The organism is Streptomyces sp. NPDC086549 (genome assembly GCF_044746205.1).
In the GTDB taxonomy this organism is placed as follows: domain Bacteria; phylum Actinomycetota; class Actinomycetes; order Streptomycetales; family Streptomycetaceae; genus Streptomyces.
The window spans coordinates 448,868-473,314 of record NZ_JBIVBS010000001.1; the positions used below are offsets into that span (position 1 = coordinate 448,868).

15 protein-coding genes are annotated in these 24,447 nt (G+C 69.7%); 7 read left to right on the top strand and 8 right to left on the bottom strand.

The window, feature by feature from the left end; translation table 11 throughout:
* Positions 1–32: 32 nt before the first annotated feature.
* Positions 33–5,435: a pullulanase-type alpha-1,6-glucosidase gene (gene pulA / locus ACIPSA_RS02095; RefSeq protein ID WP_402627749.1), complete on the bottom strand. Its 5,403-nt coding sequence runs from the start codon at positions 5,433–5,435 to the stop codon at positions 33–35.
* 190 nt (positions 5,436–5,625) lie between these two features.
* Between pulA and ACIPSA_RS02100 the strand changes: the two genes are divergently transcribed.
* Positions 5,626–7,698, top strand: coding sequence for a carbohydrate-binding module family 20 domain-containing protein (locus tag ACIPSA_RS02100; RefSeq protein ID WP_402627752.1), 2,073 nt, complete (start codon positions 5,626–5,628; stop codon positions 7,696–7,698).
* Between the two features lie 10 nt (positions 7,699–7,708).
* On the opposite strand, the gene ACIPSA_RS02105 is transcribed toward ACIPSA_RS02100, so the two are convergent.
* The 5 genes from ACIPSA_RS02105 to ACIPSA_RS02125 all read right to left on the bottom strand — a co-directional run bounded on the left by ACIPSA_RS02105 (position 7,709) and on the right by ACIPSA_RS02125 (position 14,397).
* The gene (locus ACIPSA_RS02105; protein ID WP_402627754.1) at positions 7,709–9,082 is read right to left on the bottom strand and encodes an alpha-amylase family protein; all 1,374 of its coding nucleotides are present in this window, start codon (positions 9,080–9,082) and stop codon (positions 7,709–7,711) included.
* Positions 9,083–9,221: 139 nt separating this feature from the next.
* Complete coding sequence (locus ACIPSA_RS02110; RefSeq protein WP_402627757.1) at positions 9,222–10,904, bottom strand: glycoside hydrolase family 13 protein; 1,683 nt, start codon at positions 10,902–10,904, stop codon at positions 9,222–9,224.
* Positions 10,905–11,081: 177 nt separating this feature from the next.
* The gene (locus ACIPSA_RS02115) at positions 11,082–11,987 is read right to left on the bottom strand and encodes a sugar ABC transporter permease (protein WP_402627760.1); all 906 of its coding nucleotides are present in this window, start codon (positions 11,985–11,987) and stop codon (positions 11,082–11,084) included.
* A 19-nt stretch (positions 11,988–12,006) separates the two neighbouring features.
* Positions 12,007–13,011, bottom strand: a complete 1,005-nt coding sequence (locus ACIPSA_RS02120) for a carbohydrate ABC transporter permease (RefSeq protein ID WP_402627763.1) — start codon at positions 13,009–13,011, stop codon at positions 12,007–12,009.
* Positions 13,012–13,119: 108 nt separating this feature from the next.
* Positions 13,120–14,397 (bottom strand): extracellular solute-binding protein, encoded by a 1,278-nt coding sequence (locus tag ACIPSA_RS02125; protein WP_402627766.1) that lies wholly within the window; start codon positions 14,395–14,397, stop codon positions 13,120–13,122.
* A 448-nt stretch (positions 14,398–14,845) separates the two neighbouring features.
* On the opposite strand from ACIPSA_RS02125, the gene ACIPSA_RS02130 reads away from it, so the two are divergent.
* Positions 14,846–15,880 carry a LacI family DNA-binding transcriptional regulator gene (locus ACIPSA_RS02130; protein WP_402627769.1) on the top strand — a complete coding sequence of 345 codons (1,035 nt, stop codon included), beginning with the start codon at positions 14,846–14,848 and terminating at the stop codon, positions 15,878–15,880.
* A 183-nt stretch (positions 15,881–16,063) separates the two neighbouring features.
* Positions 16,064–16,924, top strand: a complete 861-nt coding sequence (locus tag ACIPSA_RS02135) for a phosphatase PAP2 family protein (protein WP_402627772.1) — start codon at positions 16,064–16,066, stop codon at positions 16,922–16,924.
* 185 nt (positions 16,925–17,109) lie between these two features.
* Here the strand turns inward: ACIPSA_RS02135 and ACIPSA_RS02140 are convergent, their stop codons facing one another.
* The gene (locus ACIPSA_RS02140) at positions 17,110–20,103 is read right to left on the bottom strand and encodes a bifunctional [glutamine synthetase] adenylyltransferase/[glutamine synthetase]-adenylyl-L-tyrosine phosphorylase (RefSeq protein WP_402627775.1); all 2,994 of its coding nucleotides are present in this window, start codon (positions 20,101–20,103) and stop codon (positions 17,110–17,112) included.
* A 258-nt stretch (positions 20,104–20,361) separates the two neighbouring features.
* Between ACIPSA_RS02140 and ACIPSA_RS02145 the strand changes: the two genes are divergently transcribed.
* From ACIPSA_RS02145 to ACIPSA_RS02160, 4 genes are all read left to right on the top strand, one after another.
* Positions 20,362–20,490, top strand: a complete 129-nt coding sequence (locus tag ACIPSA_RS02145) for a hypothetical protein (RefSeq protein ID WP_402627777.1) — start codon at positions 20,362–20,364, stop codon at positions 20,488–20,490.
* 159 nt (positions 20,491–20,649) lie between these two features.
* Complete coding sequence (locus ACIPSA_RS02150) at positions 20,650–21,498, top strand: alkaline phosphatase family protein (protein WP_402627780.1); 849 nt, start codon at positions 20,650–20,652, stop codon at positions 21,496–21,498.
* A gap of 1 nt (position 21,499) precedes the next feature.
* Positions 21,500–22,816: an MFS transporter gene (locus ACIPSA_RS02155; protein ID WP_402627783.1), complete on the top strand. Its 1,317-nt coding sequence runs from the start codon at positions 21,500–21,502 to the stop codon at positions 22,814–22,816.
* Positions 22,813–23,850: a TolB family protein gene (locus tag ACIPSA_RS02160; protein WP_402627786.1), complete on the top strand. Its 1,038-nt coding sequence runs from the start codon at positions 22,813–22,815 to the stop codon at positions 23,848–23,850. The genes ACIPSA_RS02155 and ACIPSA_RS02160 overlap by 4 nt, the downstream gene beginning before the upstream one ends.
* On the opposite strand, the gene ACIPSA_RS02165 is transcribed toward ACIPSA_RS02160, so the two are convergent.
* The gene (locus ACIPSA_RS02165) at positions 23,795–24,370 is read right to left on the bottom strand and encodes a hypothetical protein (protein WP_402627789.1); all 576 of its coding nucleotides are present in this window, start codon (positions 24,368–24,370) and stop codon (positions 23,795–23,797) included. The genes ACIPSA_RS02160 and ACIPSA_RS02165 overlap by 56 nt on opposite strands.
* Between the last annotated feature and the right edge of the window lie 77 nt (positions 24,371–24,447).

A 24,447-nucleotide genomic window follows, 5' to 3' on the forward strand; every position in this document is an offset into this window, starting at 1 on the left:
GGGCACTCCTGTTCTACGGCGACGCCCCGACCCTACTTCGCCGCCCGGGTGAACACCGCCACCGTCCGGGCCGGAACCGTGAAGGTGCCCGAGTCGGCCGCGTAGCCGGAGGCCTTCACCACCGGGTCCGTGCCCGACGCCTGCGCCGGGTGCAACCGGTAGCCCGCCCCGGCGAGCGCGGCGATCCGCTGCTCCTGCTTCTCCGGCGTGGCATTGAACACCACGACCAGGTCACCCAGCTCCATGGTGATCACACCCGGCGTCTCGTCCGTCCCCGACAGCGGGAAGGAGAGCCGCGACTGCACCTGTGCGGCCGTACCGAGGGAGAACGCCTTCTCCGTCGTACGGATCCTGAGCAGGTCCTGGTACGCGGCCGCGCTACCGGTGATCTGCGGGCAGCCGACGCTCACCGAGCTCAGCAGGGGCTTGGCGTACGACCACTTGGACTCGTTGTCGGCGGCCATGGGCAGCCCGCGGCCGAAGCCGTTGCCGTCCGCGCAGTTCCAGTGGATGGCGTTGAACCAGTCGCCGCTGTCGAAGGAGTTGCGGTCCAGCGACTTGGAGCGCAGCAGGTCGCTGCCCGCCTGGGACAGGGACGGACCCTGCGAGAGGGAGGCCGTGGCCATGGCCAGGACCTGCATGCGGGCCCGGTCGGACGCGGAGGTGTCCTTGGGCAGCTTGTAGGCCAGGGCGTCGAACAGGGACTCGTTGTCGTGCGCGTCGACATAGGCGAGCGCGTCGCCGGGCGCGTCCGCGTAGCCCGCGGGAGAGCCGTTGTAGTCGACCTCGGAGCCCTTGACGTCCTTGCCGGCGGTGTCGGTGAAGGTGAAGGACTTCAGGTTGCCGGACAGACCCACCTTGATCAGGTCCTGGTAGTGCAGCAGGCGGGCCTTCTGCTCCTCCTTCGTGCCGTTGGCCGTGGACGAGTTGGGGTCCGTGTACAGCCCGGACGCGAAGCCCTGGACTCCGGGGTCCGAGTCGAAGGGGCCACCGCCGCGCACCGCGTCACGGGCCCGGTCGGAGAAGGTGGCGATACCGGTGCCGGCCATGTTCTGCTGCGTGGCCTGCACGAACCGGGCGTCGTTCGCGACCTCGCCGAAGTTCCAGCCCTCGCCGTACAGGATGATCTTCTTGCCGTCGACGCCGTCCTTGTCGAGGGTCAACGCGTCGAGAGCCTTGCGGACGGCCAGGATGTTGGCCTTCGGGTGGTGGCCCATGAGGTCGAAGCGGAAGCCGTCGACCTTGTACTCCTTGGCCCAGGTGACGATCGAGTCGACCACCAGCTTGCCCATCATGGCGTTCTCGGGCGCGGTGTTGGCGCAGCAGGTGCTGTTGGCCACGCTTCCGTCGGCGAGCAGCCGCTGGTAGTAGCCCGGCACGATCCTGTCGAGCACGCTGGTGTCCGCCTGGCCGCTGGCCGCCGTGTGGTTGTAGACGACGTCCATGACGACCCGGAGGCCGTCGTCGTTGAGCCCCTTGACCATCTTGCGGAACTGGACGGTACGCGCGGTGCCGTCCGGGTCGGTTGCGTACGAGCCCTCGGGGACCGTGTAGTGGTACGGGTCGTAGCCCCAGTTGTAGGCGTCCTTCGCGGCGCTCTTCGCGACACACTCCTGCTGCTTGTCGGAGTCGGCCGCGAAGGAGGCCAGGTCGCAGTCGGGGGTCGCCTGGTCGGCCTTCTTCTCGGGGATGCCGGCGATGTCGAAGGCGGGCAGCAGGTGCACGTACGACGTGCCCGACTTCGCGAGCTCACGCAGGTGCTTCGAACCGTCGCTGCCCTTGTCGGTGAAGGCCAGGTAGGTGCCCTGGTCCTTCGCCGGGACCGTCTTGTCGGCGACGGAGAAGTCCCGGATGTGCAGCTCCTGGATCTGGGCGTCCTTCAGCGGCACGGCCTTGGGCTTGCGCAGGGTCGACCAGCCGCCCGGGGCGAGGGCCTTGTCGTCGAGGTCGACGACCAGGCTGCGCCCGGAGTTCGCGGTGAGGGCGACCGAGTAGGGGTCGGTGACCTTGTTCGTCACGACCTTGCGGACACTCGGGGCCCAGACCTTCACGACGTACCGGTAGGGCTTGTTCTTCCAGGACGCCGGACCCGTGACGGACCAGACGCCGGTGGTGGCACTGCGGTGCATGGCCACCTTGGAGCCGGCCAGCTCCAGGGAGACGCTCTGTGCCGTCGGCGCCCAGACGGAGAGGGTCGGCTTCCCGTCGTGGAAGACCGGGCCCAGCTTCGCCTTGGCCGCGGGGTACACGTCGTCGAGCACACCCGCGATCTGCACACCGGTCGCGGCCAGCACCGCGCCGTTCACCGCGCGCTGCGAGGCCACGATCTGGCCGCTCAGCGCCTGACGGACCCGGTCCCGGTCACGCGGGTCGACGGACCAGGCGGTGTAGTCCTTGAGGTGCGGGAACTTCGCCTTCTGGGCATCGGTGAGAGTCGTCTTGGACAGCCGCAGCCAGCGCTCGTCGTCGCTGGTCAGCGCCCCGTCCTTGACGGCGATCGAGCCGTCGTGGGAGTAGAGCAGCTGAGTGGAGACGGCTCCGTCGGCGCCGTTCCAGGCGACCGTGTTCCGGTCGATCCAGACCGCCTTGGAGGTGGTCAGGTCGAGGGCGGCCGCGCTGCCCGCGGGCTGCGGGAGCAGGTACTTCTCCTGGCCGTTCAACAGCCACACCTCGTAGCCGTTGGTCTTGAGGTCCAGGGACTGGTCGGCGGGGAGATCCTTGTCGTCGCCCTTGTGGATGATGTAGCTGAGGCTGGTGGCACCGTCGCTGAGCGGTACCTCGAAGACCGCGCCATAGGCATCAGTCTTCACCGGCTTCAGGGGGTTCGACCAGTCGGTGGGGTTCGCGGCGCCCGTCCAGTCGTGCAGGCCCCAGCCGTCGTAGTTCCCGTCGGCGCGGTGGTAGTGGATGACCGCCTTGGTCTTGTCCTGCGCGGGATAGTCGGGCTTCTGCGTCAGTACGTCCGTCTTGCCCTGCTCGACCCAGACCTCGCCCGTCTTGGTGACGTCGATCGTGCGGTCGGCGGAGACGTCCTTGTTGCCGTCCTTGTCGATGACCAGGAAGCCGACGTTCGAGGCGCCGGACTTCAGCTTGACGTAGGCGAAGGCGCCGTAGGCGTCGCGGCCGGTGAAGGGGTGGCTGGCGGGCCAGTTCGTGGCCTCGCCGTCGGCGATGTCGCCCCAGGCGTACAGGCCCCAGTCGGCGTAGTCGCCGTCGGTGCGCTTGTAGTGGACGATCGCATAGTCGCGGGAGGAGGCGGTGGGGACCTCCGGGGCGGGCGGGGTGCCGGTGGTGCTGGACGCAGTGGCGCTCGCGGTGCGGCCCGCCGAGTCGATCACGACGGCCTTGTAGCGCAGGGCGGTGCCGGCCGGCACGTCCTTGCCGATGGTCTGGGTGACCTTGTACGGGGCGTGGTCGGCGGAGCCGAGGGTGCGCCACTTGCCGTTGCCGACCTGGGCAGCGAAGACGACCCGGTCGAGCTGACCGCCGGCGACGTCGGCGGAGAGCTCGACGGTGCCGGTGGCGCCGGTGTCCGGGGCCTTGAGGGTGAGGGTCGGCTTGGTGGCGGGCTTGGCGAGAGCGCCGGCCGCCTTGAGGACGACGGCGGAGCCGGCCGGGACGGTGACGGTGATCTTCTTGTCGGCGTCGGTCTTCGCGGTGGCGTCCGTGCCGTAGATCCCGCGGTACGTCATGCCCGCGGAGCCGGTCTCGAAGGTGGCGGTCTTCGCCTCGTCGGCGTTGTTGAGGGCGACGACGTACTCGGCACCGGCCTTGGCGTCCGTGCGGGTGAAGGCGTAGACGCCTGAGCCGTCGGCCGCGTACCGCTGCGTCTGGACTCCGTCGGTGAGCGCCGGGTTGTTCTTCCGGAGCTTCGAGAGAGCGGCGATCTCCTTGTAGAGCGGTGCGCTCTTGTCGTAGGAGTCGCTCGCGTGGGTGCGGGCGGTGCCGATCTCGTCGTCGTCGAGGTAGTCGGCGACCTTGGAGGCGAACATCGTCTGGCGGGCGTCCTTGTCGCCGCCGGAGCCGGTGAAGCCCTGCTCGTCGCCGTAGTAGACGACGGGGTTACCGCGGCTGAGGAACATCAGCTCGTTGGCGAGCCGGTCCTTCTTGAGCAGCTCGGCGTCCGTGGCCTTTGGGTTGTCCTGGTTCAGGAAGTACCCGATGCGGCCCATGTCGTGGTTGCCGAGGAAGGTGACCTGCTCATAGGCGTTGGCCTTGTCGGTCGTGTACTTGTAGTCGTCGCCGAAGACACCGGCCAGCTTCTGCGCGCTGCCGCCCTGGGAGGCGTACTGGCGGGCAGCCTCCTGGAAGGGGAAGTCGAGGGTGGCGTCGAGGCGGCCCTGGGTGACGTACGGGGACGTGATGGAGGCGTCGGCGGAGTAGACCTCACCGAACATGAAGAAGTTCTTGCGGCCGTGCGCGGCGGCGTACTTGTCGAGCGCGGTCGCCCACTGCGTCCAGAACTCCATGTTCACGTGCTTCACGGTGTCGATCCGGAAGCCGTCGACACCGAAGTCCCTGACCCAGCGCTCGTAGATCTTCTCCATGCCGCTGACGACCTCGGGACGCTCGGTCCACAGGTCGTCGAGGCCGGAGAAGTCGCCGTAGGTGGTGGACTCGCCGGCATAGGTCGAGTCACCCCGGTTGTGGTACATCGTCGGGTCGTTCAGCCAGGCCGGGACCTTGCTGTCGCTCGCGACCTTCGGGGTGCGCGGGAAGGAGTCGGCGTCCACGGCCGGGAACTTCCTGCGGCCGTCGGCGTAGTCGGAGTCGTCGAAGGGCCGCCCGTCCTTGGTCAGATACGGGAAGGCGCCCTTGGACAGATAGTCGTAGGACTTCTCCTCATAGTCGACGACGTCGGCGGTGTGGTTGGTGATGACGTCGAAGAAGACCTTCATGCCCTTGGCGTGCGCCTTGGAGATGAGGGCTTCGAGGTCCTTGTTGGTGCCGAAGTGCGGGTCGACCTGGGTGAAGTCGGTGATCCAGTAGCCGTGGTACCCGGCGGAGGCATTGGCGCCCGTCCCCTGCACCGGCCGGTTCTTGAAGATCGGCGCCATCCAGATGGCGGTGGTGCCGAGCCCCTTGATGTAGTCGAGCCGCTTGGTCAGGCCCTTGAGGTCGCCGCCCTGGTAGAAGCCCTTGTCGGTGGGGTCGTACCCGGTGCTGAGGCGCGACCCGGTCAGCCCGCCCTTGTCGTCGGACCTGTCGCCGTTGGCGAAACGGTCCGGCATGACGAAGTAGAACTGCTCGCGGGTGTCGTCGTGCCGGGCGGTCTCGGCGGCGAGCTTCGCGTCCGAGGGGGGCGCGGGCGGGGCCGCGGCGTGTGCGGCCAGGGGCTGCACGAGGGCTGCGGCGAGCGCGGCGACGGCGACGGCCGCGACCCGTCCGGCATGGGCGGTACGGCGCGTCGAGGGCGCCGGCCATCTCGGTATCACAGGCGGGAACTCCTTGCGATTACGGCTCTGTTGGGTCCGACCCCGCGCGACCGTACCGCTGCCGAAAGGTTTACAGCAAGACCCTTGAAATTCATAGCAAGAAGTTTCAGCGTCAACCTTGACGTGCCCTCCTCAACTGCCGCACGCTCACCGGCAGTTGAAGCCTCACCCTCTCAACTCGGAGCCGCACATGACCGGACACCGACCCCCGGGTGCCTTCCGTCGGACAGCCGGAGCCGTGGCCGCCGGCGCGCTGGCACTCGCGGGCGTGCTCGCCCTGCCGCCGACTCCCGCGCAGGCCGACACGACAGCCAAGGGCGATGTGATCGCCAACCTGTGGGAGTGGAACTGGGACTCGATCGCCTCGGAGTGCACCAACGTGCTGGGCCCCGCGGGCTACGGCGCGGTACAGGTGGCCCCGCCGGCCGAGTCGCTCAAGCAGTCCAGCTACTACTGGTGGGACGTCTACCAGCCGTACTCGTACAACCTGAACAGCCGCTTCGGTACGGCGGCGAAGTTCGCGTCGATGGTCAGCACCTGTCACGCGGCGGGCGTGAAGGTCTACACGGACGCGGTCGTCAACCACACCGCCGCACAGACCGGCACCGGCTACAACGGCACGACGATCACCAACAAGTACGACACCCCGGAGTGGGACCGCACCGACTACCACGACGCGTCGTCCTGCCCCACCTCCGACCTGACCATCCAGGACTACTCGAACCTCACCCAGGTCCAGAACTGCGAACTCCTGGGCCTGCCCGACCTCAAGACCGGCTCGGACACCGTCCGCACCGGCATCGCGAACTTCCTGAACTCCCAGCTGGCCCTCGGCGTCGACGGCTTCCGCGTGGACGCGGCCAAGCACATCCCCGAGGCCGACCTGGCGGCGATCGAGTCCAAGCTGACGAACACCACGTCCGGCTCGGCCCCGTACGTCTTCCAGGAGATCTACCCGGGCTCGACGCCCCAGCCCGCGGACTACTACGCCACCGGTGACGTCCTGGACTTCACCTACGCGAGCAAGCTGAAGTCGGCGTTCCAGGGCAACGTGAGCGACCTGGAGTCGCTGTCCTCCTCCGGGATCCTGCCCGCCGCCAACTCGGTGTCCTTCGTGACCAACCACGACACCGAACGCAACGGCCTGCACATGAGCTACAAGGACGGCGACACCTACAAGCTCGCCAACCTCTTCCAGCTCGCCTACAAGTGGGCGACCCCGACGGTGTACGCCAGCTGGGAGTGGACCCAGAGCGACCAGGCGCCACCGAACTCCTCGGGCTTCGTGACCAGCACGGACTGCTCCAGTGGCTCCTGGTACTGCCTCGACCGCGACACCGGGGTCGTCGGCATGGTGGCCTGGCACAACGCGGTCGACACGGCCGCCGTCTCCAACTGGCAGACCAAGTCGTCCAGCGTGATCGGCTTCGGCCGCAGCGGCGCGGGCTTCTTCGCCCTGAACAACGGCTCGTCGTCCGTCACGTACACCTTCACCACCGGCATGGCCGACGGCACGTACAGCAACGTGATCGACGGCGGCGCCACGAAGGTGACCGTCGCCGGCGGCAACACGTCGATCACCGTCCCCGCCAAGAGCGCGGTCGCCTTCTTCGACTCCTCCTACACCTGCACGGTGGGCTGCGGCGACCCGGGAGGCGGCGGTTCGACGTCGACGGTGAGCGCGACGTTCAACGATTACGCGTCGACGACCTCCGGCACGAACGTGTACGTCGTCGGCTCGATCCCGGCACTGGGCGGCTGGGACACGTCGAAGGCGATCCAGCTGTCGTCGAGCGGCTACCCGGTCTGGTCGGGGGAGGTGAGCGTGCCGATCAACACGTCGTTCGAGTTCAAGTTCATCAAGAAGGACAGCTCGGGCAACGTCACCTGGGAGTCCAACGCCAACCGAACGGCCTCCGCGGCCAGTACGGCCATCACCGTCAACAGCTCCTGGAACGTGGCCACCGCCAACGCCACCGACGTCACCTTCAACGAGTACGCGACGACCAGCTGGGGCACCAACGTCTACGTCGTCGGCTCCCTCCCCTCCCTCGGCTCCTGGAACACGGGCGACGCCATTCCACTGTCCTCGGCGTCCTACCCGACCTGGAGCAGGCTGGTCATCGTCCCCAGGAGCACGGCCTTCGAGTACAAGTACGTGAAGAAGGACGGCTCCGGGAACGTGACCTGGGAGTCCGGTACGAACCGCTCGTACACGACGGGCAGTTCGTCCGGCTACACGACGAGCGACACCTGGAAGTAGCGGGCGGGGCTCAGCAGCTCGACCTGCCCGTGTAGATCGCGAGCGCCGTATTGCTGCCCAAGGTGGCGGTGAACTGCCCACTGGAGTTCACCGTCACCGTCGTGTTGTTCTGCACGTTGCAGTACGTGCCCGCCGCCAGCGACGTCTGGTACGTCCGGGTCAGGGACGAGGACTCGTGGTTGATCGCCACATAGCCCTTGCCGCCCCGGCCGAAGGCGATGGCCTGGTAGCCGTTGTCCCACCAGTTCGTCACCGACTCGCCGCGCGTCGCGTTGCGGAAGGCGACCATCGACTTGATCTCCGGCCAGGCGTGCTGGCACTTCCAGCCGTCCTGCCAGCAGGCGTTGACCGTACCGCCGTTCGGCGGGCCGGCGTCCACGTCGGACCACTCGTAGCCGGAATTGATGTCCGGGGCGCCGTAGGGGTACGCCAGCATGAACACGTTGGCCAGCGTGTAGTTCGCGCCGTCCTTGTAGTTCAGGGTCGAGCCGTTTCGCTCCGTGTCGTGGTTGTCCACGAAGACACCCGCCACCGAACTGCTCATGTAGCCCCAGCCCTCGCCGTAGTTCTTCAGGTAGGCGAGGCGCTCGCTGTTGAAGACGCGCTTGAGGTCGTAGGCGTAGCGGAACTCCTGGACGTCGCCGTTGCCCGTGTACTCCGTGGGCTGGACCGCCTCGTTCGCGCCGTAGATGACCTCCTGCTTCCAGTAGACGGAGGGGTTCGTCAGGCGGGTCTTGATGTTGGCCAGGTCGTCCGCCGGGATGTGTTTTGCCGCGTCGATGCGGAAGCCGTCCACGCCGAGGGTGAGAAGGTCGTTCATGTAGCCGGCGATGGTCTTGCGGACGTACTCCTCACCGGTGTCCAGGTCGGCGAGGCCGACCAGTTCGCAGTGCTGGACGTTCCAGCGGTCGGCGTAGTTGGTGACCTGGGAGGTGCAGTCGTCGAAGTCGTAGGAGGAGTACAGGCCGGGGTAGTCGTACTTCGTGTACGACGAGCCGCCGGTGCCGGTGCCCGATCCCGCCGCCATGTGGTTGACGACCGTGTCGACGACGACCTTGACGCCTGCCGCGTGGCACGTGTTCACCATGTTCTGGAACGCCGTGCGGTCGCCCAGGCGGCCCGCGATCTTGTAGCTCACCGGCTGGTACGAGGTCCACCACTGCGAGCCCTGTATGTGCTCGGCGGGCGGGGAGACCTGCACGTAGCCGTAGCCGGCGGGGCCGAGGGTGTTGGTGCACTCGCGGGAGACCGAGGCGTACTTCCACTCGAAGAGGACCGCGGTGACGTCCTTGGTGCCGGGTGGGGAGGCATGTGCGGCCGACGGGGTCATGACAAGGGCGGCGGCCGTGAGGGCGAGCGCCCCGGAGAATGTTCTGCGTGCCATGTGGGGGTTCCTTCGTCGTTGAAGGCTCTTGCTGAAACCTTGCTGAAACCTTTCGGTTGGCGAGATGTTAAAGGCCCGCCACCCAAAAGGGCAGCGGGCCGTTGAAAGTTGATGCAAGAAGTTACCTGGTGACGGTCCCTCAGACCGTCGTCCACCACACCGTGGTGTCCGCGGGCACCTTCGCCTCGCCGTCCGCTTCCGTCACCTCACCGCTGGTGAGCAGCACACGTCCGTACGCCGGAGTCGTCACCGACTCCCCCGACGTGTTCGCGACGCACACGAACTCCCCGCGCCGGAAGGCGAGGACGCCTTCGGGGGCGCGCAGCCACTCCACCGCGTCGCCCGCACCCAGGTCGGGCTGCGACCGGCGGGCGCTCAGCGCGGAGCGGTACAGCTCCAGCGTCGAACCCGGCACGCCCGACTGCGCCTCGACGCTCAGCTCGGCCCAGGCCGCGGGCTGCGGAAGCCAGCTGCCGCCGCTGCCGAAGCCGTACGAGGAGCCCGTACGGGTCCACGGGATCGGGACACGGCAGCCGTCGCGGAAGCCGTCCTGACCGGCGCCCCGGAAGAACGCCGGGTCCTGGCGCACCTCGTCGGGCAGGTCGACGACGTCGGGCAGGCCGAGCTCCTCGCCCTGGTAGACGTAGGCCGAGCCGGGCAGCGCCAGCATGAGGAGGGTGGCGGCACGGGCCCTGCGCAGGCCCAGTTCACGGTCGCCCGCGGTGCGGATCTGGGTGCCGAGGCCGGGCGGGTTGGCGAAACGGGTGGCGTGGCGGGTGACGTCGTGGTTGGACAGGACCCAGGTGGCGGGGGCGCCCACCGGGCGCATGGCCTCCAGGGTGCGGTCGATGACCGTGCGCAGCTCCTTGGCGTCCCACTCCGTGCCGAGGTACTGGAAGTTGAAGGCCTGGTGCAGCTCGTCGGGGCGGACGTAGTTCGCGGTGCGCTCGACGGTCGGGGTCCAGGCCTCCGCGACGAAGATGCGCTCGCCCGCGTACTCGTCGAGGATCGTGCGCCACTGGCGGTAGATGGCGTGCACGCCGTCCTGGTCGAAGAACGGCATGACATCGTTGCCCAGCAGTTTCAGCTGGTCGTGGGAGCCGAGGTCCGGGAGGCCCGCCGCCTTCACCAGCCCATGGGCGACGTCGATACGGAAGCCGTCGACGCCCATGTCCAGCCAGAAGCGGAGGATCGAGCGGAACTCGTCACCGACCGCCGGGTGCTCCCAATTGAAGTCGGGCTGCTCGGGGGCGAAGAGGTGGAGGTACCACTCGCCGGGGGTGCCGTCCGGCTCCGTCACGCGCGTCCACGCGGGTCCGCCGAAGATGGACTCCCAGTCGTTCGGCGGGAGTTCGCCGTTCTCGCCCTTGCCGGGGCGGAAGTGGTAGCGGTCCCGCAGCGGGGAGCCGGGGCCCTCGGCGAGCGCCCGCTTGAACCACTCGTACTGGTCGGAGGAGTGGTTGGGAACCAGGTCGACGATGATGCGCAGGCCCAGCCCGTGGGCGTCACGGATCAGCGCGTCGGCGTCGAGCAGGTTGCCGAACATGGGGTCCACGGCGCGGTAGTCGGCGACGTCGTAGCCGGCGTCGGCCTGCGGCGAGGCGTAGAAGGGGCTGAGCCACACGGCGTCCACGCCGAGATCGCGCAGGTACGGGAGTCTGGAACGTACGCCCTCCAGGTCGCCCATGCCGTCACCGTTGCTGTCGGCGAAACTGCGCGGATAGACCTGGTAGATCACCGCGTCCCGCCACCAGTCGCGGCGCTTGGCGACGGTGGCGACGGCGGCGGTCGGGGCCGGGTCGGCGGTGGAGTGCTGGCTCATGGCGTCCTTGATGTGTAACGAAGTTCGGGTCATGGGGCAGGTGTACGACGGCGGGTGTACGGCTGCGGGTGTACGGCTGCGGATCAGCTGGGCGGCCGCGGTGCCGGCGGGGTCGGATGGGCACCGCGGCCGCCACCCGCGCGGTCAGGCGCGCGGGAGCCTTTTCCTTGAGGGGGGTCAGCCCTTCGTGCCGCCGGCGGTGAGGCCGGTCACCAGGTTCTTCTGGACAAGGTAGAAGAACACGGACACGGGTATCGCGATCAACACCGCGGTGGCGGCCATGTAGTTCCATTGCGCGTCGTGCTCGCTGACGAAGGTCTGCAGACCGACGGCGAAGGTGTACTTCGAGTCGTCGAGCATGAACGTGGTCGCGAAGGCGACCTCGCCGACGGCGGTGATGAAGTTGTAGAAGCCGGCGACGGCCAGCCCGGGGCGGGCCAGCGGCAGGATCAGCCGGAAGAAGGTGCCGAAGGGGCTGAGCCCGTCCACGCGTCCGGCCTCGTCGATCTCGAAGGGGATGGTGTCGAAGTACCCCTTGAGCAGCCAGGCGCTGTACGGCACGGCCGTGGTGCAGTTGATGACGATCAGCGACCAGTAGGTGTCGATGAGACCGAGCTCGCTGAAGATCTCGTACATCGGCACGATCAGGATGGCGATCGGGAAGGCCTGGGTGAGCAGCAGCACCCACATCAGCGACTTGTAGCCGGGGAAGCGCATGCGCGAGACGGCGTAGCCGGTGGTCGCGGCGACGAAGACACCGATCAGGGTGGTCCCGAGGGCCACGATCATCGTCGACTTGAACCAGTCGAAGAAGGCGGTGTGCTCCAGCACGAAGCTGTAGTTGGAAAAGCCGATCTTGCCCAGGATCTTGCCGGGGTGCAGGTAGGAGTCCTTGTCCGGGCCGAGGGACAGGAAGAACAGCCAGGCCACCGGGGCCAGCGCGATGAGGCTCGCCACGACGAGGCTGCCGTGGAGCAGGGCGGCGCCCAGCGGGCCGCGCTCGCCGCGGCGGCGGGTCCGGCGCGGGGGCTGCGCTGCGGGGGCCGGCCCGGCCTGGGTCTTTTCGAGGGTCTGGGTGCTCATGGCGGCGGCTCCTGCGGCGTCAGACGGCGAGCTGGTCATTGCGCTTCAGCCAGCGGAAGTAGAAGGAGGTGAAGACGGTCAGGAACGACAGCAGCAGCACGCCGTACGCGGCGGACTGGGCGAAGTCGCGCGGCTGCTGTCCGAAGCCCACGAAGTAGGCCCAGGTGACGAGGATCTGGGCGTCGGGCGCGCCGGTCGGACCGAACAGCAGGAAGATGATGGCGAACTGGTTGAAGGTCCAGATGACGCCGAGCAGCACCACGGTGGAGCTGACCGAGCGCAGGCCGGGCAGGGTGACGTACCGGAAGCGCTGCCAGGCGCTGGCGCCGTCCATCTCGGCGGCCTCGTAGAGGGAGGAGTCGATGGACTGCAGGCCGCCGAGGAGCGAGAGCATCATGAACGGGACACCGCACCAGGTGTTGACCATGATCGCGGCGAACCGCTGCCAGAAGGTGTCCTCCAGCCACTGCGGCTGGGGCAGGTGGAGCGCGCCGAGGACCTGGTTGAGCACACCGGAGTCGGAGAGCATGATCCGCCAGGAGAAGACGGTGACGAAGGTCGGCACGGCCCAGGGCAGGACCAGCAGCAGCCGGTAGAACGTGCGGCCGCGCAGCTTCTGGTTGAGTATGAGGGCGAGGCCGAGGCCGATGGTGTAGTGCAGGAAGACGCAGGCGGCCGTCCAGAAGACGGTCCACAGGAAGTGCGACCAGAACCGGTCGTAAGCCAGCGGGCCGAACAGGATGTCCTTGTAGTTGTCGAACCCGATGAACTTGTAGGTGGCGGCGATGTGGTTGACGCCGATCGTGCGCGCCGAGTTGAGGCTGTTGGCGTCGGTGAGGGTGAGGTAGAGGCCCCGCGCCAGGGGGTAGCCCACCAGGACACCGAGCACGATGACCACCGGGGCGATCATCGCGTAGGCGTACCAGTACTTCTGGAAGCCGTTCTTGAGGCGCTGGCCCAGCCCGGGCCGAGGCGCGCGGTCACCGCGGCGCTTGCCGGTCGCGCGGTCGATGGCGACTGTCATGGTTCGACACCTTCTGGAGGATCAAGGGGGACGGGCTGGGCACGGCCGGTGGCCGCCGGATCTCTCCCCCCTTTTATCTTTCAGGGAGACCCGGCGGCCACGCGGTGCTTACTTGCTGAAGTCCGGAACCAGCTTCTGGATCGCGAGCTCAACGTTGCTCAGACCCTTGTCCAGGGACTCCTTGCCGCCGGCGATCTTGGGCAGCTCGGTGTCCAGCGGGCCCCACAGGGAGCTGTACTCGGGCAGCGCGGGACGCGGCTGGGCAGCGGAGAGCACGCCCTGGTAGCCGGCGATGCCCGGGTTGGACTTGACCTCGGCGGTGTAGGCGTCGTCACGGGTGGGCAGCGTGGAGTTCTTCAGGGCGATGGCCGACTGGGACTTCGCCGAGGTCATGAAGTTGACGAACTTCAGCGCGGCGTCCTGGTGGGCCTTGTCCGAGCCGGCGTAGACCGAGAGGTTGTGGCCGCCGGTCGGGGCGCCCGCCTTGCCGGAGGAGCCGGCCGGGACGGTGGCGATGCCCAGGTTGGACTTGTCCTTGAAGGCCGTGCCCTTGTAGAAGTTCGTGATCTCCCAGGGGCCCTGGACGATCGCGGCGACCTTGCCGTTGACGAACGCGTCCTGGATGTGGGCGTAGGCGTCGGCGGTGGTGTCGGCCTTGTGCAGGCCCTTGCCGGAGAACAGGCCCAGCCAGGTGCCGTACGCCTTCTTGGCGGCGTCGGAGTTCACCGTGATCTTCTTGGCGGAGGCGTCGACGGTGTCGGTGCCCTCGCCGTAGAGGAAGGACTGCGCGTAGTAGGCCGAGGTGGAGCCCCAGTAGCCGTCGACGCCGGCCTTGGCCTTGACCTTCGCGGCGTCGGACTTCAGCTCGTCCCAGGTCTTGGGGGCCTCGGTGATGCCGGCCTTCTTGAAGAGGGCCTTGTTGTAGACGAGCGCGAGGGTGTCCGTGACGAACGGCACGCCGTACGTCTTGCCCTCGTACTGGGCCTGGGTGATCAGGTTGGACTTGAACTTGTCCTTGTCCGCGAGGGCCGCGGTGCCGTCCAGCGGCAGGAGGTAGCTCTTCTTGGCGAAGGCCGGGGTCCAGCCCACCTCGGAGCGCAGCACGTCCGGGGCGCCCTTGGAGCCGGCGGCGGTGTCGAACTTGTTCTGCGCCTGGTCGAAGGGGACGTTGACGTACTTGACCTTGATGTTCTTGTTGGCGGCCTCGAATTCCTTGACCAAGGCCTGGTACGTCGGTGCCTCATTCGTGGCGTTGGAGGTGTCCCACCAGGTGATGGTCACCGGGCCGTCCGACGACTTGTCGCTGCCGCTGTCGCTCCCGCCGCACGCCGTCGCCGTGAGGGCGAGGGACGCCACCAGCGCGGAGGCCGCTATGCCACGCCGCATGAGTTCTCCTTGAGGGTTAAAGCCCGAGTGGTGGAGGGCGGCCCGTCCGCCGCCCTGCCGACTTGCCGACTGCGCCTTTGCGGCCGCCGGGCGTCGAGAACGTAACAGCGATGTAAGCGTTGCGAAAGACCTTGCAGAAAAAAAGTGCAAGAGAACACGGCGGTTACCCCGCCGTGACCTGCGTGCGATCCGACCGCGACCCTGATCCCCGGCCGATCAGCGCGCTGGGGGACACTTGTGCAAGACTCTGCAAGCTCTTGCCATGCACTCCGGACGCGGGGATCATCCCCTTGCGGACCGGGCACCGACCGGCCGACCACAAGTCGGCCAGAAGCCAGAAGGACGAGGGAGCGCGATGACGCAGCAACCCGCAGTGGGCCGTCGGGCCGCTCGCGCACGGCGTCCGATCGGTGTGCAAGGCGAGGTACGGCCGGTACAGTCCGGTGGCGTGACCACACGGCTTGCCGACATCGCAGCGCAGGCGGGGGTGAGCGAAGCGACCGTAAGCCGCGTTCTCAATGGGAAGCCGGGCGTCGCCGCCACCACCCGCCAGTCCGTGCTCGCCGCGCTGGACGTGCTCGGCTACGAGCGTCCGGTACGGCTGCGGCAACGCAGCGAGGGCCTGGTGGGCCTGATCACCCCGGAGCTGGAGAACCCGATATTCCCGGCCCTGGCGCAGGTCATCGGCCAGGCGCTGACCCGGCAGGGCTACACCCCGGTGCTCGCCACGCAGACCCCGGGCGGGTCGACGGAGGACGAGCTGACCGAGATGCTCGTCGACCGCGGGGTCGCCGGGATCATCTACGTCTCCGGACTGCACGCGGACACCACCGCCGACATGCAGCGCTATGAGCGGCTGCGGGCGCAGGGCGTGCCGTACGTGCTGGTCGACGGCTTCTCGCCGAAGGTGCAGGCGCCGTTCATCTCCCCGGACGACCGGGCGGCGATGACACTGGCCGTGACGCACCTGGTCTCCCTGGGCCACACCCGCATCGGTCTCGCCCTGGGCCCGAAGCGGTTCGTCCCGGTGCAGCGCAAGATCGAGGGCTTCGTGCGCGCGATGCAGGACCAGCTGGGCCTGAGCGCGGAGGTGGTCGAGGGGGAGCTCGTCCAGCACTCGCTGTACACCCTGGAGGGCGGTCAGGCGGCCGCCACGGCGCTCATCGAGCGGGGCTGCACGGCGGTGGTCTGCGCCAGCGACATGATGGCCCTGGGCGCGATACGGGCGGCCCGGCAGCTCGGTCTGGAAGTCCCCCGGGACATCTCGGTGGTGGGCTTCGACGACTCCCCGCTGATCGCCTTCACCGACCCGCCGCTCACGACGGTCCGCAAGCCGGTGCCGGCGATGGGGCAGGCCGCGGTGCGCACGCTGCTGGAGGAGATCGGGGGGACGCCCGCTCCGCACAGCGAGTTCGTCTTCATGCCGGAGCTGGTGGTGCGCGGTTCGACCGCGTCGGCTCCCGGGGAGCGGACTCGTCCCTGATTCCGGCCGGATCCCCGCCTGATTCCTGAAATGCCCTGGAGTCGTCCTTGAGGGGGAGAAATCCCCCGTTCCGCACAGTGCGCTGGTAGGAGGCCTGGGCGTCGTCTCGCCGTAGGACGTGCGGCAGGAACCCGACCTTGGGATGATCGGTCGGACGCACCTTTTCTGGCAGACTCTGTGGCTATGAGTGACTCGACCGTGACAGATCCGGAAGGTCGCGAGCAGGTGGCCGTTCGGCGGGCCGTCACGGGCGAGGGCGAGCAGGGTTTCCTCCGTCGGTTGCGCACTCCGCGGCGGCCTCGTATCTGGTTCGAGGTCCTGCTGATCGCGGTGTGTTACTGGACGTACTCGCTCATCCGCAACGCGGTTCCGGAGCAGCGGGGCGCGGCACTGCGCAACGCCGACTGGATCTGGCGGACCGAGCACCGGCTGGACATCGCCGTCGAGGAATCGGTCAACCACACCGTGAACTCGGTGTCTTGGCTGATCGTGGGCATGAACTACTACTACGCGACGCTGCACTTCGTGGTGACGCTGGGTGTGCTGATGTGGCTCTACCGCAGCCACCCCGGGCGTTACGCGGCGACGCGTCTGGTGCTGTTCGCGACGACGGGCGTGGCCCTGGTCGGTTACTACCTGTATCCACTCGCCCCGCCCCGGTTGATGAACGGCGGCCGCTTCGTCGACACCGTGATGGTCCACCACACCTGGGGTTCGATGGCCTCGGGCGACCTGAAGCACATGTCGAACCAGTACGCGGCGATGCCGTCGATGCACATCGGCTGGTCGCTGTGGTGCGGCCTGACGGTCTTCGCGCTGGCCAAGATGCCGTGGGTCCGTGTGCTGGGCCTCCTCTACCCGGCGACGACGCTGCTGGTCATCGTCGCCACCGCCAACCACTTCTGGCTCGACGCGGTCGGCGGCGTCCTGTGCCTCACCTTCGGCTTCACGGTGGCCGGGCTGTGGTACGGCACCCTGCCGTACGCGCTGCCGCGCGTGGTGGCGAGGGGGACGGGGGGCACGTTACTGCCCGACGAGGCGTGACCGCTGCGCGGCTCCGCCGGAGGGTCACCGGTTCGGCACTGCCGGTGGGCGACGGCAAGGCCGGTCACACCGTCCGCCGCGACGGCGGCCGGGCGCGACGGCGGTGGTCGGCGGTTGCACAACGCGCCCGCACCGCCGCGGCCCGGGGCGCGCCGGCCCCGTAACCCCGCCGAACCGCCGGAGGCTCACGCTCCGTAGAAGAGTTCCTCCACGACCGCCCGTGCCCTGCGGGTCGTGCGGCGGTAGGCGTCGAGCATGTCGCCGGCGTGGCCGGGGCCGTAGCCGAGGTAGCGGCCCACCGCGGCCAGTTCCCGGGCTTCCGAGGGGAACGTGTCGCCGGCCCGGCCGCGGACCAGCATCACCGCGTTGCGGACGCGGGTGGCGAGGACCCAGGCCTCGTCCAGGGTCGCGGCGTCCTCGGTGGAGATCAGACCGGCCGCGCGGGCGGCGGCCAGGGCCTCCCGGGTGCGGGTGATGCGCAGGCCGGGCTCCGCCCAGCCGTGCTGGAGCTGGAGCAGCTGGACGGTCCACTCGACGTCGGACAGGCCGCCGGGGCCGAGCTTGGTGTGGAGCTTGGGGTCGGCGCCGCGCGGGAGGCGTTCGGACTCCATGCGGGCCTTCAGGCGCCGGATCTCGCGCACCGCTTCGTCGCCGAGACCCTCCGCCGGGTAGCGCAGGGGGTCGATCAGCTCGATGAAGCGGCCGGCCAGGTCCTCGTCCCCGGCGACGGGTTCGGCCCGCAGCAGTGCCTGCGACTCCCAGACCAGGGACCAGCGGCGGTAGTAGGCCTCGTACGACTTCAGGGTCCGCACGAGCGGGCCGGACTTGCCCTCGGGACGCAGGTCCGCGTCGATGAGCAGGGGCGGGTCGGCGCTGGGGATCTGGAGCAGGCGGCGCATCTCGGCGACCACCTTGTTGGCCGCCTCCGAGGCCTCCCGCTCCTCGACGCCCTCCCACGGCTCGTGCACGAAGAGGACGTCGGCGTCGGAGCCGTAGCCCAGTTCGTTGCCGCCGAACCGGCCCATGCCGATGACCGCGAAACGGGTGGGCAGCGTGTCGCCCCAGCCGTCGCGGACCACGGCCCGCAGCGTGCCCGCGAGGGTCGCCGCCGTGAGGTCGGAGACCGCGGTGCCGACGCGGTCGACCAGCGCGCCCTGGTCGGGCTCGGCGGGGTTCGTCTCGGTGCCGTAGGAGTCGACGATGTCCGCGGCGGCCGTACGGAACAGTTCGCGGCGGCGGACGCCACGGGCGGCCGCGACGGCCTGTTCGGCGTTCTCGGCGCGGCCGACCGCGGCCAGGATCTCCTGTTCCAGGTGGGCGCGTCCGCGCGGTTCAAGCCCGCTGCCGCCGTCGCCGAGCAGGGCCACCGCCTCGGGGGCGCGCATGAGGAGGTCGGGGGCGAGGCGGCCCGCCGACAGGACGCGGGCGAGGTTCTCGGCCGCGGCGCCCTCGTCCCGCAGCAGCCGCAGGTACCAGGGGGTCTTGCCGAGCGCGTCGGACACCTTGCGGAAGTTCAGCAGGCCCGCGTCGGGGTCGGCGGAGTCCGCGAACCAGCCGAGCAGGACCGGCAGCAGGGTGCGCTGGATGGCGGCCTTGCGGGTGACCCCGGACGCCAGCGCCTCCAGGTGGCGCAGCGCCGCGGCAGGGTCGGCGTAGCCGAGGGCGACCAGGCGTTCGCGGGCCGCCTCCAGGCTGAGCCGGGCCTCGCCGGGGGCGAGTTGCGCGACGGCGGCGAGCAGCGGGCGGTAGAAGAGCTTCTCGTGCAGGCGCCGTACGACGCCGGCGTGCCGCTTCCACTCGCGGGTCAGCTCGGCCACCGGGTCGGCGCGCAGGCCCAGCGAGCGGCCCAGGCGGCGCAGGTCGGCCTCCTCCTCGGGGACGAGGTGGGTGCGGCGCAGCCGATAGAGCTGGATGCGGTGCTCCATGGAGCGCAGGAAGCGGTAGGCGTCGTCGAGCCCGGCGGCGTCGTCGCGGCCGACGTAGCCGCCGCGGGCCAGCGCCTGCAGGGCGTCCAGGGTGGTGCCGCTGCGCAGGGAGGGGTCGGTGCGGCCGTGCACCAACTGGAGCAGCTGGACGGCGAACTCGACGTCCCTGAGGCCGCCGGGGCCCAGCTTCAGCTGGCGGTCGACCTCGGCGACGGGGATGTTCTCGATGACCCGGCGGCGCATCCGCTGCACGTCGGGAACGAAGTTCTCGCGCTCGGCGGCCTTCCAGACGAGGGGTTCGACGGCGGCGACGTACTCCTCCCCCAGCGTGATGTCCCCGGCCACCGGGCGGGCCTTGAGCAGCGCCTGGAACTCCCAGGTCTTGGCCCAGCGCTGGTAGTAGGCGAGATGGCTGCTGAGGGTGCGGACGAGGGGGCCGTTGCGGCCCTCGGGGCGCAGATTGGCGTCCACGGGCCAGATGGAGCCCTCGACGGTGGTCTCCGAGCAGATCCGCATCATGTGCGAGGCCAGCTTGGTGGCGGACCGGAGCGCCTTGCCCTCGTCGGCGCCGTCCACGGCCTCCCCGACGAAGATCACGTCGACGTCGGAGACGTAGTTCAGCTCGTGGCCGCCGCACTTGCCCATCGCGATCACCGCGAGCCGGCACAGCGCGGCGTCGTCGGGCGCGGCGGCCCTGGCGATGGCGAGGGCGGCGCGCAGGGTGGCGGTGGCCAGGTCGGCTAGCTCGGCGGCGGTCTGGGCGACGTCGGTGGTGCCGCACACGTCACGGGCGGCGATGGACAGCAGGCAGCGGCGGTAGGCGACGCGGAGGGAGACCGGGTCGGTCGCCTCGGCGAGGCCCCGTTCGAACTCCTCCACCCCGGGGTGCAGGTCCCGCGGCTCATAGGTGACGAGCGCCTCCCAGTCGCGCGGATGCCGGGCGAGATGGTCGGCGAGGGCGGCGGAGGCGCCCAGGACGCCCAGCAGGCGGTCGCGCAGGGGTTTGGCGGCTATCAGCGTGTCGACGAGTTCGCGGTGAGCCGTGGGTCCCGGCTGGGCCTCCAGGAGCCGTACGAGGCCGTGCAGGGCGAGGTCCGGGTCGGCGGTGGCACCCAGTGCCTCCAGGAGCACCGGGTCGTTGCGGACGAGGTCGAGTCCGGCGCTGTCCAGGAGCCGCTCGGCTGCCGTCGGGTCGGTGAAACCGTGCCGCAGCAGTCGCGTGAAGGTACTGCTCCTGCGCCCCGGCGTCATCATCCGCGGCCTCCCCTCGGATCAAGGTCGTCCTGGCCAGAGCCTAACCGGAGAGCCGCAAGGAGGCCCCGGGGCGGACCGCGATGAGTTCGGCGAGCGCACCCGGTCCGTACTGGGAAGGGACCATGGAACGGCAGGGAGGAATCATGCGGGACATCTCGCCCGTACGGCCGGACGGGGGGCGGGCGGGCGGACAGGGCGCTCGGACGCGGTGGCGATTCGGGTGAGTTGCGCGGCCGCCGGGGGCGTCGTTCCATGGTCATGACCCTCGAAGTGATCCTCGTGCCGGTGTCCGGCGTGGAACGGGCCAAGGAGTTCCACCGGGACGAGGTCGGCCGCCACGGGCCGCCGCACCGGGTGCCGGCCGAACCGGCGTACCGGAAGCAGTAGTTCACGCGGTCTTCATCCTCCGGGTTGGATGCCGTGAGGCGGGGGAATGTCGGCGTGTGCATGCTCAGTCCGCACCGCCAGCCCGTCCTTCCCCCACCGGAGGTTGATGTGTCCGGCAGCAGTACTGCCAGTTCGGCGTTCCGCCGTGCCCGCACCGTAGTGGCATCCGCAACGGCCTTCACCGCGGCCGCGATCGGGCTGTGGACAGGGCTCGGAAGCGGGGCCGCGCACGCCGCGGGCGCCGTACCGACCCCGGACCACGTGGTCGTCGTGGTCTTCGAGAACCACGCCTACAGCCAGGTCATCGGCTCCTCCAGCGCCCCGTACATCAACTCGCTCAAGACCGGCGGCGCCAACCTCAGCCAGTCCTACGCCGAGACCCACCCGAGCCAGCCCAACTACTTCGCCCTCTTCTCCGGCTCCACCCAGGGCATCACCGACGACAGCTGCTACACCCCCGGCTTCTCCTCGGCCGCCAACCTGGCCTCCGAGCAGATCGCGGCGGGCCGCAGCTGGGCCAGCTACAACGAGACGCTGCCCAGCCAGGGCTCGACCACGTGCAGCAGCGGCAATTACGCCCGCAAGCACAACCCGTGGTTCGGATTCAGCAATGTGCCGACCTCGACCGCGAAGACGTTCGCCCAGTTCCCGACGGACTACTCGACGCTCCCCCAGATGTCCTTCGTGGTCCCCAACCTGTGCAGCGACATGCACGACTGCTCGGTGTCGACCGGCGACACCTGGCTGCAGAACAACCTGGGCGCCTACGCGACCTGGGCCAAGACCCACAACAGCCTCCTGGTCGTCACCTTCGACGAGGACAACCGGCTCAGCGGCAACCGCATCCCGACGGTCCTTTACGGCCAGCCGGTGACGCCGGGCTCGTCGTCCTCCACGACGTACAACCACTACGACCTCCTCCGCACCCTGGAGGACACCCAGGGCCTGACCACGCACGCGGGCAACGCGGCCTCCGCCCAGGACATCAGCGGGATCTGGGCGTCCTGACGTGTACGTAGCGGACAGCCGCGCAAGTGCGCCGGCGTCCGCGGACGGCGCCGTCCGGCCCATAGCCGGGCGGCGCCGCGCCGCGGTCGCGCCCACGGTGCTCGCGCTGGGCACGGTCAGTCTGGTCACCGACGTCTCGTCGGAGATGGTCACGGCGGTGCTGCCGCTGTACCTGGTCGCGGGGCTGGGCCTGTCACCGCTGGGCTTCGGCCTGCTCGACGGCATCTACAACGGCTTCTCGGCGCTGGTCCGGCTGGCCGGGGGCCACCTCGCCGACCGGGGCGGGGGCCGGCACAAGTGGGTGGCGGGGGTCGGGTACGGCATCTCCGCGCTCTGCAAGCCGCTGCTGCTCATGGCGCACTCCCTCACACCGATCGGCCTGATCCTGGCGGCCGACCGCACCGGCAAGGGCCTGCGCACGGCCCCGCGCGACGCGCTGATCTCCCTGTCCAGCACGCCGGAGACCCGTGGCCGCGCCTTCGGGGTGCACCGGGCGATGGACACGGCGGGCGCGCTGCTCGGCCCGCTCGCCGCCTTCCTGATCCTGCGGGCGGCGGTGGACGGCTACGACGCGGTGTTCACGGTGAGCTTCTGCGTGGCCGTGCTCGGGGTGCTGGTGCTGGTGCTGTTCGTGCCGGGCGGCCGGGACCGTAAGCCGCCCACGGACACCGCACCTCCCACAGCGTCCCCCACCGCACCTCCCACCGCGCGCCCCACCGTACGCGCCGCCCTGGCCCTGCTCCGCCGCCGTGACCTGCGCCGCATCACGGTCTGCGCCCTGCTGCTGGGCCTCGCCACGGTGAGCGACTCCTTCGTCTACCTCCTGCTGCAGCGCCGCCTGGGGGTCCCCGACGGCTGGTTCGCCCTGCTGCCGCTGGGCACGGCGGCCGCGTTCCTCCTCCTCGCGGTGCCGCTGGGCCGGCTGGCGGACCGGGTGGGCCGCTGGCGGGTCTTCCTGGCGGGCCACGGCTCCCTCCTCCTGGCGTACGTCCTCCTGCTCACGTCCTGGCACGGCACCGCCCTGCCCTATGCGGTGCTTGCTCTGCACGGCGGCTTCTACGCGGCCACCGACGGCGTGCTGATGGCGACGGCCTCCGACGGCGTGCCCGAGGAGCTGCGCTCGTCCGGTCTGGCCGTCGTGCAGACCGGGCAGGCGCTGGCCCGTTTCGTCTGCTCACTGCTTTTCGGCGCGGCGTGGACGCTGTGGGGCGACCGTACGGCCCTGGCGGTCGCGACGGTGGCCCTGGCCGCGTGCGCGGCGTTCTCCTGCACGCTGCGCCCGACCTCGCTCCGCCCGACCCGGGAGTACGCCTCATGACCGTCCGGTCCCGCATCCTGGTCCTGCTGTCGGCCGTCGTCGTCCTGGCGGGGGTGGCGCTGGCCTCCGTCCTGCACGCGTCGGCACGGGCGGACCGCCGCGACCACACCCAGGCCGGCGGCCCGAAGGTCACGTCGGGCGAGGTGACCCTGACGGCGCCCGGCCGCATGGTGTTCCGCAACATGGCGTGGGGCCCGCACCGCGACGAACTGACCACGGTCCCGGCGTCGGACCCGTCGGGGCCGCGCACCGCCTCGGGCGTCAAGTGCCTGCGCTTCTACGCCGCCTCGGGCACGGGCGTGTGCCTCCAGGCGGTGCACGGCCCGGTCTCGGACACGTACCGTGCGCTGATCCTGGACGCGCGCCTGCGGACGACCGCCCACTACGACGTCCCCGGCATCCCGTCCCGCGCCCGCGTCTCCCCGACCGGTCACTTCGCCGCCTGGACGGCGTTCGTCGGCGGTGACTCGTACGCGGGCACGAACTTCTCGACCCGCGCGGCGATCGCCGACACCCGCACGGGGAAGCTGATCCCGTCCCTCGAAGCCTTCCGGATCATCAAGGACGGCCACACCTACCGGGCGGCGGACGTGAACTTCTGGGGCGTGACGTTCGCGGCGGACGACCGCACGTTCTACGCGACACTGGCGACGAAGGGCCACACCTACCTGGTGCGGGGCGACCTGCGTGCCCGAACCGTCACCACCGTCCACACGAACCTCGAATGCCCGTCCCTCTCCCCCGACGGCACACGTATCGCCTACAAGAAGCGGGTGCCGGGCCTCCCGAAGGACGCCCCCTGGCACCTGTACGTCCTCGACCTGCGCACCATGCGCGAGACACCGCTGGCGGAGCCGAGGAGCGTGGACGACCAGGCGGTGTGGCGGGACGCGCACACGATCGTGTACGCGCTGCCGGGCGACTACGGGGCGGACCTGTACCAGGTCCCGGCGGACGGGACGGGGCGGGCCCGGCGCATCAGCTCGGAGGCGGTGTCCCCCGCCTACCTGGGACGCCCACGCTCTCCCGCATGACGCTCTGCAGGTGTTCCAGGTGGTCCCACATCGCGATGATGTGGGCGCGGGCCTCGTCGACCGACTCCTCGGGGCGGGCGGGTGGCAGTCCTCCGTCCAGGCGCTTGAGGACGCCGTACAGCCGGTTCAGCCGGATGTTGACCGCGGTCGCCGCCGCCAGGACCGCGTCGGGGACGGCCATCTGCGCCTGGGAGTAGTGGGCCCGGTGCTCGCGCCGGGCCTCGTCCAGCCGCGTGCGCATCTCGTCCGTGACCGCGTCCGCCTGCAGCGCGTAGCGGAAGCGGTTCAGCTCGGAGTGGTAGTCGAGGGCCGCGGTGTTGAGGCCCACGCAGCACGCCCGCAGGGTCTCCAGGGCGGCCAGGCCCGCCTGGTACTCCCGGTCGTCGATCCGCTGCCGTTCGGCCTGGACGAGCTCCTTCGCCTTGGCACGCTCGGCCGACCGCTGTGCGAGCAGCCCCGAGGCCAGTGTGCCGAGGATGCCGAGCAGGGCGATCAGGAGCGAGGTGACCGAGCCGCTCACCGGGGCCTCCCGTCAGGCCGACCGCGGAGCGGTACTCCTCCCACTCCGACTTCTTGGTGCGCATTGTTGCGCAGCAA